This window comes from Cytobacillus firmus (assembly GCF_023715565.1).
Lineage (GTDB): Bacteria > Bacillota > Bacilli > Bacillales > Cytobacillaceae > Cytobacillus > Cytobacillus firmus_C.
In genome coordinates, this window is the sequence record NZ_JAMBOJ010000091.1 from 1 (window position 1) to 12,905 (window position 12,905).

General features: G+C 40.9%; 13 protein-coding genes and 1 riboswitch. Of the genes, 11 read left to right on the top strand and 2 right to left on the bottom strand.

Annotated elements, in window-relative coordinates; translation table 11 throughout:
* The coding region (locus M3205_RS25995; protein WP_396106353.1) for an IS3 family transposase at positions 1–85 on the top strand (85 nt) is incomplete at its 5' end.
* Positions 86–253: 168 nt separating this feature from the next.
* A complete protein-coding gene (locus M3205_RS23755; protein ID WP_396106355.1) occupies positions 254–520 on the top strand; it encodes a hypothetical protein in 267 nt (88 codons plus the stop codon).
* A 29-nt stretch (positions 521–549) separates the two neighbouring features.
* Here the strand turns inward: M3205_RS23755 and M3205_RS23760 are convergent, their stop codons facing one another.
* Both M3205_RS23760 and M3205_RS23765 read right to left on the bottom strand, forming a co-directional pair.
* Positions 550–1,944, bottom strand: a complete 1,395-nt coding sequence (locus M3205_RS23760; RefSeq protein ID WP_251172138.1) for an FUSC family protein — start codon at positions 1,942–1,944, stop codon at positions 550–552.
* A gap of 38 nt (positions 1,945–1,982) precedes the next feature.
* Positions 1,983–2,726 carry a hypothetical protein gene (locus M3205_RS23765; protein WP_251172139.1) on the bottom strand — a complete coding sequence of 248 codons (744 nt, stop codon included), beginning with the start codon at positions 2,724–2,726 and terminating at the stop codon, positions 1,983–1,985.
* A gap of 143 nt (positions 2,727–2,869) precedes the next feature.
* Between M3205_RS23765 and M3205_RS23770 the strand changes: the two genes are divergently transcribed.
* From M3205_RS23770 to M3205_RS23810, 9 genes are all read left to right on the top strand, one after another.
* Positions 2,870–3,208, top strand: a complete 339-nt coding sequence (locus tag M3205_RS23770; RefSeq protein ID WP_251172140.1) for a YolD-like family protein — start codon at positions 2,870–2,872, stop codon at positions 3,206–3,208.
* 198 nt (positions 3,209–3,406) lie between these two features.
* Positions 3,407–3,958, top strand: a complete 552-nt coding sequence (locus M3205_RS23775; RefSeq protein WP_251172141.1) for an MEDS domain-containing protein — start codon at positions 3,407–3,409, stop codon at positions 3,956–3,958.
* Between the two features lie 20 nt (positions 3,959–3,978).
* On the top strand, positions 3,979–4,737 hold the full coding sequence (locus tag M3205_RS23780) for a GNAT family N-acetyltransferase (protein ID WP_251172142.1): 759 nt from the start codon (positions 3,979–3,981) through the stop codon (positions 4,735–4,737).
* Between the two features lie 197 nt (positions 4,738–4,934).
* Complete coding sequence (locus tag M3205_RS23785; protein WP_251172143.1) at positions 4,935–5,558, top strand: YhbD family protein; 624 nt, start codon at positions 4,935–4,937, stop codon at positions 5,556–5,558.
* Between the two features lie 11 nt (positions 5,559–5,569).
* On the top strand, positions 5,570–6,289 hold the full coding sequence (locus M3205_RS23790; RefSeq protein ID WP_251172144.1) for a polymer-forming cytoskeletal protein: 720 nt from the start codon (positions 5,570–5,572) through the stop codon (positions 6,287–6,289).
* A gap of 406 nt (positions 6,290–6,695) precedes the next feature.
* The gene (locus tag M3205_RS23795) at positions 6,696–8,129 is read left to right on the top strand and encodes a spore germination protein (RefSeq protein WP_251172145.1); all 1,434 of its coding nucleotides are present in this window, start codon (positions 6,696–6,698) and stop codon (positions 8,127–8,129) included.
* A 43-nt stretch (positions 8,130–8,172) separates the two neighbouring features.
* Positions 8,173–9,345, top strand: a complete 1,173-nt coding sequence (locus tag M3205_RS23800; RefSeq protein WP_251172146.1) for a Ger(x)C family spore germination protein — start codon at positions 8,173–8,175, stop codon at positions 9,343–9,345.
* 17 nt (positions 9,346–9,362) lie between these two features.
* Positions 9,363–10,466 carry a GerAB/ArcD/ProY family transporter gene (locus tag M3205_RS23805; RefSeq protein ID WP_251172147.1) on the top strand — a complete coding sequence of 368 codons (1,104 nt, stop codon included), beginning with the start codon at positions 9,363–9,365 and terminating at the stop codon, positions 10,464–10,466.
* Positions 10,467–10,938: 472 nt separating this feature from the next.
* Positions 10,939–11,017: riboswitch (ZMP/ZTP riboswitch) on the top strand.
* A 67-nt stretch (positions 11,018–11,084) separates the two neighbouring features.
* Positions 11,085–12,284: a phosphoglycerate dehydrogenase gene (locus M3205_RS23810; RefSeq protein ID WP_251172148.1), complete on the top strand. Its 1,200-nt coding sequence runs from the start codon at positions 11,085–11,087 to the stop codon at positions 12,282–12,284.
* Positions 12,285–12,905: the final 621 nt, after the last annotated feature.

Here is a 12,905-nt window from a genome sequence, read left to right on the forward strand (position 1 = left end):
CGAGGAATATAACCAGCATCGTTATCAATGGGGCTTAAATAAAATGACCCCGGTGCAATACCGGGGTCATTTACTAGCCGCATAGGCGCTTTTTAAACTGTCCGTAAATCGGGGCACAGTTCACTTTCGGGCATTGCTCTTTTTTTGTGTTGTATGTGGATTTCTGTCTGGGTGACAGCCTACTCTAAAAATAAATATCTGCATACACTTATACTGAAATTTAGTCTGAGGAGGACTAGACATGCAGAATGATTTGAATGAACTAATGCAGATTAGCCCGGGTGATGAATTAAGGAGGCCATTTGGTTTTGGGATACCGTTCAGATTTGGAAGACCGTTTGGTTTTGGGAGACCATTCGGGTTTGGAAGACCTTTTGGTTTTAGGAGACCGTTCGGTTTCGGTTTTGGCTTCGGGTTTCCTTTCCTGGGAGGTCTGCTTTTAGGAAGTGCCTTAGCTCCGCCATTCGTGTATGGTTATCCTTATCCATATTACGTATATCCTCCATATTTCTTTTATTAATCTCTATATTAATAAAAGAGGAAGGAGCATTATTGCTCCTTCCCTGCACCAAGCTCTTCTGCCAATTCCACAATTGCTTTATTGATTCTCCAGACGAAATAAAGATGATGAATTAAATCACGCTGGGATTGCTGCCTTGGTGGTGCCATTCTTTCAATTTGTTCCCTTTCACTGTCCAGACTATAGACAAGCGTGCCGTCTCCGCTTTCTTTAATCAGATCCATTAATGTTTCAATATTTAATTCAAGTTTCTCCTCAATCCTGATGAAAACATCGATCAGCTCATCAGGATAGTCGAATCCTTTCCGGTAGGAAGAGGCAACCAGATGTCTCGCATAGTAATTAATGGCTGAAAAAAGGGTGATCCATCGGTTAACGTCGGCATGACGCGGAGATCCGGGTTTCTTTATCAGCGATTGTGCTTCAACGTTTATGGTTTTTAGCTTTTGATCCAATAAGAACCCTTTGCCTGAAAGCTCTTTAACATTCACATCTTCCCGGAAGCTTCGCACATATGCCGACACATACGGTTTCAGTTCTTGAAGATAATCAATTATCGTATCGGCCACTTTATCCTTCGTTTTCTTAGGAAAAATAAATAGAGAAACGCCGAATGCAATCCCGGCACCAGCAATGGTATCGATAACCCTTGCACTTATTAGGGAAAATGAAATTCCGCCAAGTAAAAGGTCATACATAAAAGCGACCAGCATCGTTATAAACATGCTCATTAATGTATACGAGACTTCAAATAAATAAAAAGAGAAGAATACTGCTGCAAAAATGAGCGTGATTTCCAGTACAGAATGGCCGCTGACCACTTTGGCAAGCGTAAAACCAATTACTGCTCCTATAATCGTTCCAACTGACCGCTGAAATCCTTTCGTATAAATGCGCCCGATAGACTCGGTTCCGAGCAGAACGATAAAGGCTGTCAAAAGAACCCAATAAGGCTGGTCAGGCGAAAGAATCTGGCCGGCAATGATAGAGAGAATGGCAGCAGTCAATGCCTGAAACGCTTTTTTGGTGGAAGGTTTGAGGCTCTTATCTTCTTCAGGTGATTCATCTTCAACAGGCGTCTCTTCAGATACTTCTATTTCATTGACTTTTACTTTATGAAGTGCCTGCTGTATGGTTATACCGCCCTCAATGACATGGTTTGCAAGGGACTCGATCCGCCTGATCAAGTATAGCCATCCTGCCGGTTTGTCTTCCCTGTTGAACAAATCCATAATAAGCAGGCGAAGCGCCTGTACAGCAAGCTCTGCTTCACGAAGATTTTGTTCTTCATATTGATGGGCAAGAACTTCAGCGTCACGAAGAGCGCGGGTCACCCAGACCAGGAGGTTTCTCAGCTCTATTATGTCAAGGGCATTCGCATTTTTTAAGCTGCGGATAGAGTCAGTCAAGGTTTCAATCAGCATGCCTGTGTCAAAGATATATAACCTAAGCTGGGAGGGGCTCAGCCCGGGCCAAATTTCTGTACATCATCCTCATTGATATACTCTGAAACGATTACAGCATAATCTCGGAGCTTCTGCACATTTCTCCGCAATTCTTCACGCTGGTGAGTAGTCATACGCTCATTCTGAATCCCCTCAATTAAGAGATTGAAGGTAAAATTACTTTGAAAATGAAAGGAGCGGATGCTTTTTTTCAGGTTCTTCCCGGTGTTCTGAAAAAGAATGAAATTGAACAGGAAAGCATACCCGACCCCAATCCAGATCCCAAAGTAAAAGGAGGGCAGCTGGCTGACTGATAAATGCAAAATAGATGAGAAGTAAAGGGTCATGAATGCGATCATACATAATGAAAAATAGCGGACACCAAACCGGGTCAAATAAAAGCTTGAAAATATTAATGCAGCCATGGAAATATCCGTAAAGATTGTGCTTTCTGCCAGCAGGGAACCGATCGATACCCCTGCCATTGCTGAAAAACCAAGCAGGCCGGTTGTGAGCATTTTTCCTTTTTTAGAGTCATCCATCACAATCATGATGCCAAGCATGCCTGCCATTCCGGATACAATAGCAGGAGTAAGGGCGAGAGCAGCATCGGACCCTGTTAATTGCATAAGTAATAAAGTTGTAAATACCGACGCCATTAAACTTAATGTGGCACGTCCGGCTTTTTGAAATCGGATCAGCCCGGGATCGGATGCCAGCAGGCGTCCGATCCACCTGTGTTTGGTTTGCAGCTGCTTCATTGTTTCACCAATCTTTTTTTAGAGTTAAAGTGTATTTTACCATTCGTACATTTATTATCCAAATGAACCAACTTAATCTTTTTCTGTTTTTTTGGTTATAAAATAGAACAAATGTTCTATAATAAAGTATGGAGGGATTTAATATGCCGCTAAAAGACAGAGGAAAAATAAAATGGCAGCCTGCTCACTTCATGCCGGAACACCGGGCTATGCTAAGAAAGTTGGAAAAGGAACAAATGGCTCAAAACAAGCCGCTTATTGATGAATATGAATTGGAAGAATATGAAAACAAAGTACACTATGCAATGGAATTTGCATATCCTTTGAAAGTAAAAGTCTGGCGGGAAGGCTTCTTCTGCGAATACAAAGGGAGGGTAAACCGGCTGGATAGCATCAGCAGAAAGATATATCTTGAACTGGAGAGCGGAGAGCTTGAGAAAATTAGCTTTGATGAAATAGCCGGGGCGGATGTGGAAGAATGAATCAATTTTTACAATTACAGCAGACTCGAGGAACTTACCTCGAGTTTTTATTTGAACCATGGACGGGAAACCTTGATGAAACACACCCATTTCTTCAATTTTTGGATATAATTAAGAAAAGAAGCAAGGAGGGGCCGATTAGCAAATGGAGAGTGAATTTTATATCAAACATATTTTTCGTTCTAAGGGTACATATCAATGAAAGAATTATTAATAGATTTAATTGATGATCTGCGAAAGTCAAACGGTGGCCATATTCTTTATCACTATGATCAATTGGATTGCTATATTCAAAATGCGGTCTCGTACATAACGACAGGTATAAGATGCGGCGGACATGTTTTGCTTGTGGAGAATGACCGGAATTATATTCTTATTAATAAAGAATTAACTAATTTGTTAGGAAAAGAGGAATTAAGCAGAGTTCATTTTATGAATAATTATGATTTTTATTACTCCAACGGTAATTTTAATCCTGATACAGTGTTCAATTTTTTTATTAAACACATTCAGCCCTACTTAGATAGCAGTCCATTGGTATTCACATGGGGTCAGGTGGAGTGGGGAAACGTAAATGAATATATTCCTTTAGTTGAACAATATGAAAAGAAGCTTTTTAAGGCGGTTACTGAGCATGGCCTGATTTCCCTGTGTGCTTATAATAACTCCAGCACCCCGATGGAATTAAAGAATAGTCTGCTTCGCTGTCATGATGTGCTCATAACAGATAGAGAGTATAAATATTTATAAAAATGTTTTAGGAGAAACCGATGGAAAAGATCACATTTCATGATATTTATAAACCGGGACACGCTGTTCTGGAAAATGCCCTATTTATTCATAATCATAATCCTGACATGCTCCTTCAGTATGACAGCAATTTTATTTCCTTTAAAAGAATGCCCTCCGTTCAGGAGTTTAAGAATGCACATCAATATTTAAAAGAGTTTCATCAGAAATATGGCCAAAAGCATGTAAGGTTTTATTTTCCGGATGACGAAGAGCTTTCTGAAGAGCTTGTGGCTTACTTTCAGCGGGATGAAGATTATACTGTGGGGTTCTTGGAGTTATTTGCGATTCTTCCGGCTGATTTTCCGGAAGTCCAGGAAAGGGAAGAAATCATAGTCGAAAATGTTACGGATAAGACAATGAACGATTATTTGGAATTTCAATATGAGCAGGATTCGGTGTATGGGGAAAATTTTGCGGAGACAAAGAAAGCACAACATTTAAGACATTACAGCGATGACAGCATTCAGCAGCTTATTGCATTTTACAAAGGAAAGCCAGCTGGATCTGTTGATGTCATTATTAGGGAACAAACAGCTGAAATTGATGGGCTGATAGTCCATGAGGATTTTCAGAAAAGAGGCATCGGCAGCTCTCTGCAGAAATCAGTGATGGATCAGTATAAGGATAAAACGATCATTCTTGTGGCGGATGGGGATGATACCCCAAAGGAGATGTACCGCAGGCAAAATTACCGGTATATTGGAAAGCAGTATAACTTACTAAAAGTATACGAATGAATGGAAACCTGGTTCTATGTGAGCCAGGTTTCTTTATGTTAATAGAACATTGTTTCACCGCGAAAATTGTTATAGCCGTGATTTTATGGCGCAAAACACAATATATGTCGAAAAAACTCAGCAAAAAAAGAATGAAATAATATTCCGAACGTAACAGTGTTATGTTACAATCGAATCATCAGAAAGGAGTCCTGGAATTGAGTGATCAATTAATTTCAAAAAAAGAAGTATTGGATTTGACTGGTATTTCTTATGGTCAGCTATACAGATGGAAAAGAAAGAATCTGATACCTGAGGATTGGTTTGTCCGGAAATCAACTTTTACTGGGCAGGAGACATTTTTTCCAAAAGAGAAAATTCTCGAGCGGGTCGAAAAAGTCCAGATGATGAAGGATAGTCTCTCATTGGATGAACTTGCTGATTTGTTTTCACTAAGTGCTTCAAATCTAAAGCTGACAAAAGAGGGTCTGATTGAAAAAGGGATCGTTTCCGAGCCTGTTTTGAATATCTTTCTTGAAACACAGGGGGAAATGGACGAATTTAATTATCATGAAATCCTTAAGCTTTATATTCTTTCCAACCTGCTCGAATCGGGGAATATCCATATGGAGGAAGGGAAGATGCTACTTCAGCTGCTGAATGACCATCAAAAAATACTACAGCAGCCAAAGGCAGTGATTTGTTTTATTCGAAAACTCGGGATATCCAGCTGCCTGGTTTCAATGAGCGGTGAAGGGGTCTTACTTGAAAAAGGAACAAAATTGGCTGCCTCTATATCGATAGAACAGTGTGCAGAAGAATTAAAATCAAAATTGACTTAGGAGGAATTACTTTGGAAACGAAAGCATTGGGGAACTTAATCATTAATGGAGTTGGATCGGTTAATGGCGGAGCTTTTCATAAAGTTGAGATCAATGGTAAGGGAACAGTAAATAATGATATAGAATGTGAGAAATTCAATTGTAATGGCACCGGTACAATCCATGGGAACGTAAAAACTGAAAAAGGAAAAATCAGCGGTGCAGCCAAGATCCATGGAGTAGTAAAAGCTGAATCCTTATCGGTCAATGGCTCTGCCTCCATTTCAGAAGCTGTCCTAAGCCGAAAGCTTGAGGTGTCCGGGAGTTCAGCCATTGGAGGTTCTGTGAAATGCGATGAAATGGTTCTGAATGGGAAAGCAAAGATTGCAGGGGACTGTGAAGCGGAGATTTTCCATGCGGAAGGGGCTTTTAAGATAGATGGTTTACTGAACGCAGAAACAATCGATATTAAACTATTTGGAGAAAGCAAAGCGAAAGAGATTGGCGGAAGAAAGATAAAAGTGGCTCAGCATAGAGAAAGCCTATTTAAATTAATCAAATCGCTATTTCCATTAAAGCTCGAAGCGGAATTAATTGAAGGGGATGACATCGAACTCGAAGGCACCTCAGCTCAGGTCGTCAGAGGCAAAAATGTCAAGATCGGGAAAAATTGCGAGATTGGACTTGTGGAATACTCTGGTGAGTATGAGTGTTCCACAGATTCTGAGGTGAAGGAATCACGGTTAATATAGAATAATGAATGCCTAACCTGATTGGTTAGGTTTTTGTATTTAAAGGCTCTTTTCGTATAAATTGTTGTTTTCCGCTTATCAATGTAGTCCGTTGATTGCAGTGAGAGGATGCTCAGCGAACCGCGGGGCGGACTGTGAGCCTCCTCGACGCTACGCATCTGCGGGTCTCACCAGTCCTGCTAATCCCGCAAGGACTCTGAATTGGCTACCTTGATAAACACCGCACGAAGAGAATGCGAATGCATTTTCGAGGATCTCGCACCTTCCCTTCAAATCAACTCAGTAAATTATATACAAATAGCAACAAACTTTGCGTAAAGAGCCTATTTAAAAAACAAGTTATTCATATTCCAAATGGTACCGGGCACACTAACAAAATAAGATTGTTTTCCAAAGGAGATTTACTGTGTTCCGGAAACATTACAGACACCATAAAAAGCTAAGCAAGAGTATAGCCTCCAATATTGAATACTTAAAAGAGCAGTTTGGCAACAGCTCCGATCTATCAGTCCGAAATATATTCCTCTCAAACCATGGTAAAGCAGCTATCATACATATCCAGGGTATCGTTGACGAACAAAGCCTGCATGACAATGTTCTCCATCCTATTCTTGCATGGAGTCATGAACAAAAACCTATTCAAAATTGGTCCAGGGAAATAGCTCAAATCCTTTCGGTATCTAAGGTAAACACCATTGATGAATGGTCCGAAATAGTGAGCGGTTTGCTGAGCGGGGACACGGTTATTTTGATAGAAGGGCATTCAGAGGCGATCCTTGCAGGAACAGGAAAGATTCAATCAAGAACTATTACTGAACCTTCTACACAAACGGTGGTAAAAGGGCCAAAAGATGGATTTACAGAGAATTTAGGTACGAATATTTCACTGATCCGTGCCAGAATACAAAATAACAATCTAAGGATAGAACAGACAAAAGTAGGGAAAGTGACCAAAACCGATATAGGCATCTTATATATGGAGGGCATAGCGAAAGAGGAAATCATCAAGGAAGTGAAGGAAAGAATCTGTAAAATCGATATGGACAGTATACTGGACACAAATTATGTGGAAGAAGCCTTAAAGGACAACAGAAAAACGATCTTTCCGCTCTTCCAGAATTCGGAGAGGCCAGACGTGGTCGCAGCTAACCTATTAGAAGGAAAAATCACCATCATTATACAGGGAACACCATTTGCATTGATTCTGCCGGCTTTTTTTATCCAATTTTTTCAGTCTCCTGAAGACTATTATGCAAATTACCTGGTGAGTTCCTTTCTAAGACTCATTCGGGTTGGCTCTTTTTACGTTAACATGTATGCCTCGGCCATTTATTTAGCCCTGATCACGCATCACCATGGCTTAATCCCTACTACTTTAATGGTGACACTCATGGCACAAAGAGAACAGGTTCCGTTTCCGGCCATTGTGGAACTTCTGGTAATGGAACTGGCTTTCGAAGTTCTGCGGGAAGCGGGGATCCGAATGCCAAGGGCCATTGGTCCGGCTGTTTCCATTGTAGGGGCACTTATTCTCGGGCAGGCTGCAGTCGAAGCAGGATTTGTTTCAGCAGCAATTGTAATCATTGTGGCAACGACAGCTATCTCAAGCTTCACACTGCCTAACCCTAATATTGTGAACGCCGCACGCGGGATGCGATTCATTCTTATTTTTGCCGCGGCTTTTATTGGATTCTATGGAATTATCCTGTTTTCTTTATGCATTATTCTGCACCTTTGCAGTCTTAAATCAGTAGGAGTCCCATATCTCACTCCACTCTCACCGGTCAGAGTCAGCGGTTTGAAAGACAGTTTAGTCCGGATAGGGACCTCATCCAAGTGAGTCCCATTATTCGTAATTCAATTAAAAGAGCAGGGATGAACTCATGAGAAAAGTCATTTCGGTCCTGTTGATAATGGGTTTACTAACGGGCTGTTCCAATTATAGAGATTTAAATGAAGTCGGTTTAATAATTGCTATTGGCATAGACCTCCCCCAGGAAAGAGAAACAGGCTATCGGGTCACGTATCAAGTAATCAATCCAGGTTATTTTTCGCAAAATGGGGCTGGAAATAGCCTTCCGGTTATTAATTACACAGTCGAAGCAGAAACCTTTATTGAAGCCTACCGGATGGCGTCTTTAATCATTCCAAGAGAGAACAGTGTTACTCATTTATCTCTGATTGTGATTGGAGAGGCTCTTGCAAGAGAGGGGCTGGGCCATATATTTGATGTGTTTGAAAGAGGGGAATCACGCTCATCGTTCCCGGTTTTTATTGCGAGGGACACGACTGCGGAAGAAGTGCTGGGGGTCATTGAACCGCTGGAATCCAATCCAACGAAAAGTATTATCAGCACCAGCGAGAATAATGAAAAAATGTACGCCATCTCTGAAATCGTTCCTATATACCGGGCCATCTCCCTTTTATCAGGGGAAGGGCAGAACCTTTTGCTGTCAGGCATTCATTTGAACAAACCGCTTAAATCTCAGAATCAGACGGATAACCTGCAGGACATCAAGCCTCCAGTCGTAGAGGTAACGGGATTGGCACTATTTAAAAAAGATCAATTAGCCGGCTGGTTTGACGGCAAATTCGCAAGAACAGCCCATATAATCAATTCAGCCGCTGAATATACATCCTTTCCGCTGCCCTGTAACAGTAAAAAAAAATTGACCGTCACGACAAAGGGAATAAGGTCGACCATTAAGACAGAGTTAAAACCAAAATTAACTCTGGCAGTTGATGCAGATATTAAGGGCTATATTGCTGAACTGGAATGCTATATAAAAATTGATAGTGATGAAGAAATTAGAAAGATTGAGAAAAAATTAGAAACCGTGGCCGAAAGCCAAATAAGGGAAACAATCAAAATGGCGCAGGAAATGGAAACCGATGTATTCGGGTTCGGCAGAAAACTATCCATTAATAATCCGGATTACTGGAAAAAACATAAGAAAGAATGGAATAAGCTATTTAAAACTGCGGATATTGAGGTAAATGTGAATGCGAAAATAACGAACGCAGGATTACTGACAGATCCATATAAATTACAATAATTCTGGATGTGAAGTAAATGCCAAAAGATAAGATTGATGGATTACAATTATTCTGCTTAATAGTCCTTTTTTTGTTCGGGACAGCTGTGTTTCTGGATCTTGGAAGCGGTGCCCGCCAGGACGCATGGATCGTTACGATTCTTTCACCCATTGCCGGGCTGATAATCTTTGCTGTTTACTATCGTCTTTACAGACAGCATCCGGATTTGCCGCTGACAGAATACGTGAAAAAGATTTTAGGGAAATATCTGGGAAGCCTTATAAGCTATATGTACATTATTTATTTCATTTATATTGCGTCCAGGGTTTTACGTGATGTTGAGGAATTACTGATCAGTTCTCCTTATGCCAAAACCTCCATTATTACGCTGGGTATCTGTATGGTGTTTGCGTTGGTATACGCAGTTCATTTAGGTTTTGAGGTATTTGCAAGAGCAGGGATTATCTGCTTCGCCATCATGACAGTCACTTTATTGCTAATCCTGATATTCTATGTGATCAGTGACTTGATACATCTGGAAAATTTGCGGCCTGTTTTAGCTAAAGGATGGAAACCGGTCTTCAGAGAGATTTTTCCGGTTAATATGACGGTTCCTTACGGAGAGTTGATTATATTTACGATGATTCTTCCTTTAATGAAACGGAAGACAAAGATTTTAAAAACAGGGAGTATGGCAATTGCGTATGTTGGTATTTATTTAACCATTAATATTATGCTCTTAATTTGTATTCTTGGTGCAGATCTCCTTGAGCGTTCGGCCTTCCCGGCATTGGCTGCTGTCGGCTATATTCAGATTGGAGGATTTATTCAGCGTCTGGATCCTCTTATAATCCTATTGATTGTTTTTCTAGGGTTTATTAAAGTGGGCCTATTTTTCTATTGTGCGGTAATCGGAATGAATAATCTTTTTAAAATGAAGCCAAATGTGTTCACTTCCTATTTTATGGGCGGGATTATTTGTATTTCATCCATTATGATTGCACCAAGCTATCAAAGCCATCTGGATGAAGGATTGAAAGTAGTCCCTTATTTCCTGCATATTGCTTTCCAATTCGCCATTCCAGCCGCTTTGCTCGTACTGGCATCCATCCAGCGTAAATGGAAACAGGGAAAAGTGTAGAATAGCGATTACTTTTTCTTCTTTTCATGTAACCAGTACATAACGAATAAACCAAGGATAAAAATTATGATAAGGAAGTAATCTTCTCCTTGCGCGGAAGACAGAGCAATTTTTATGCTTTCCCAGGATTCAAAAATTGAATGGCCCTGGATATAATCAAGTATAACAATCAGGCCGGATGTACCGGCTAGGAGTGAAAAAAGAATGATCATAGCACGCATATGATTCACCTGCAGGTATTAGGATATGTATTAGGTTTAACATGTTTTTTCTTTTATAAACTTAATAGGAACCAAGTGTTGCTTGAAATCAAGAAATGAATTAGGGGTAAAAAGCCTGTCTGCAGCATAATGGACAAATTTAGAAAAATATACTTTATTAGTCATAAAAAATAATTTTAATTTTTTATTTTTGTAAGCGCTTTAAAGGGTTGAAGTTTTCAGAAGACTTTGATAAGATTTATAAAACCGAAAAGGCTATGTGTAACTGGCGAGACGCGGATCACCGCGGGGGAGCACATAGTGTCGAAGCCGTTCGCCTGGGCAGAGGTAAGGGAATCTACCCTTACCTCTTTCTGTTTAAAAATCTTACAAAGTTAGTTGAAAAGGGGAGAATCCAGTGAGTATCATGACTTTAGACAAAGTGCAGACGATTAAAACACTAAATGCAATCGCACCAAGCGGACTTGAAGTGTTTAACAAGGATTATTTTACAATTGATAATGACAGCGACAATCCTGACGCCATTGTTCTTCGCAGCTTTAATATGCATTCAATGGAATTTGGGGATCGATTAAAAGCAATCGCCCGAGCAGGAGCAGGCGTGAATAATATTCCGGTGGAGAAATGCACTGAACAGGGAATTGTCGTGTTTAATACACCTGGTGCCAATGCGAATGCAGTTAAAGAAATGGTACTTACTTCTTTAATGGCTTCATCACGGAATCTTTTTGCCGGCATCGCCTGGACGAAAACGCTGAAAGATGAAGGAGACCAGATCCCTAAGCTTGTAGAAGCAGGAAAGAAGCAATTTGTCGGAAAAGAAATTAAAGGCAAAACGCTCGGCGTTATCGGATTGGGGGCAATCGGGGCACTTGTGGCCAATGATGCACTTGAACTTGATATGGATGTTATTGGCTTTGATCCATTTATTTCTGTCGACACAGCCTGGAACCTGTCCCGAAATGTTCAGCGCGCTATGAGCATTGAGCAGGTGTTTGCAGAGTCTGACTATATCACTGTGCATGTTCCTTTAACCGATGATACAAGGGAAATGTTCAATGATGAAACGTTTAGCATAATGAAAAAGGGTGTCCACATCCTGAATTTCTCACGTGGAGAGCTTGTGAATGAAGCAGATATGGCAGCTGCCCTTGAAAGCGGAAAAGTGGGCAAGTATATTACAGACTTCCCAAATGAAAATATCCTTAAAATGAAAAACGCAGTGGCCATTCCACACCTTGGTGCATCAACTAAGGAATCGGAAGAAAACTGTGCAGTCATGGCTGCACGCCAGGTGAAGCACTTCCTTGAAACAGGCAATGTCAAAAACGCAGTGAATTTCCCAAATGCTGCGCTTCCTTACACGGGCAAGCGGCGTTTCACTGCTTTTCATAAAAACATCCCAAATATGGTCGGCCAAATCACACTTTCCATTTCAAGTTATCAGCTGAATATCGCAGACATGGTAAACCGCAGCCGCGGTGAATATGCGTACACCATGATTGACATCGATAATAAAGTGAATGGCGATGTGATCCCTGGACTGCTTGAGCAGATTAATCAAATTGAAGGCATGATTACGTCACGGATAATATAAGTTAGCCGCTGGAATTGTTAGGACAGGTGGGAACTTCGGACATAGCAAGCTGAATTTGTTGTGTTAGAGTCGGAACCTGAAGCAACTTCTGACACAGGAAGCGGGGAACAGAGAGTTAGAGTCGGAACCTGAAGCAACTTCACACAGGAGCAGAAAACAGAGAGCTGGAGTCGGAACCTGCAGCAACTTCTGACACAAGAAGCAGAAAACAGAGAGCTAGAGTCGGAACCTGGAGCAACTTCTGACACAAGAAGCAGAAAACAGAGAGCTAGAGTCGGAACCTGGAGCAACTTCTGACATAGGAAGCAGAAAACAGAGAGCTGGAGTCGGAACCTGGAGCAACTTCTGACACAAGAAGCGGGGAACAGAGAGTTAGAGTCGGAACCTGAAGCAACTTCTGGCACAAGAAGCGGGAAACAGAGAGTTAGAGTCGGAACCTAGAGCAACTTCTGACACAAGAAGCGGGAAACAGAGAGTTAAGGTCGGAACCTGAAGGGTCAAGCCCATATAATTGTGTAAAAAGAAAATGAGTCAAATTAATTCCTTTGGTCAACAATGTTATCAGCTACGAAAAACAAGTTGGAGGAATTAATTATGACTCAATTACAGTTCAACCTAAAT

What these genes read in the sequence shown, in the direction of transcription:
- M3205_RS23760 (WP_251172138.1), bottom strand. Translation starts at nt 1,944, where the DNA reads ATGCTGATTGAAACCTTGACTGACTCTATCCGCAGCTTAAAAAATGCG.
- M3205_RS23765 (WP_251172139.1), bottom strand. Translation starts at nt 2,726, where the DNA reads ATGAAGCAGCTGCAAACCAAACACAGGTGGATCGGACGCCTGCTGGCA.
- M3205_RS23770 (WP_251172140.1), top strand. Translation starts at nt 2,870, where the DNA reads ATGCCGCTAAAAGACAGAGGAAAAATAAAATGGCAGCCTGCTCACTTC.
- M3205_RS23775 (WP_251172141.1), top strand. Translation starts at nt 3,407, where the DNA reads ATGAAAGAATTATTAATAGATTTAATTGATGATCTGCGAAAGTCAAAC.
- M3205_RS23780 (WP_251172142.1), top strand. Translation starts at nt 3,979, where the DNA reads ATGGAAAAGATCACATTTCATGATATTTATAAACCGGGACACGCTGTT.
- M3205_RS23800 (WP_251172146.1), top strand. Translation starts at nt 8,173, where the DNA reads ATGAGAAAAGTCATTTCGGTCCTGTTGATAATGGGTTTACTAACGGGC.
- M3205_RS23805 (WP_251172147.1), top strand. Translation starts at nt 9,363, where the DNA reads ATGCCAAAAGATAAGATTGATGGATTACAATTATTCTGCTTAATAGTC.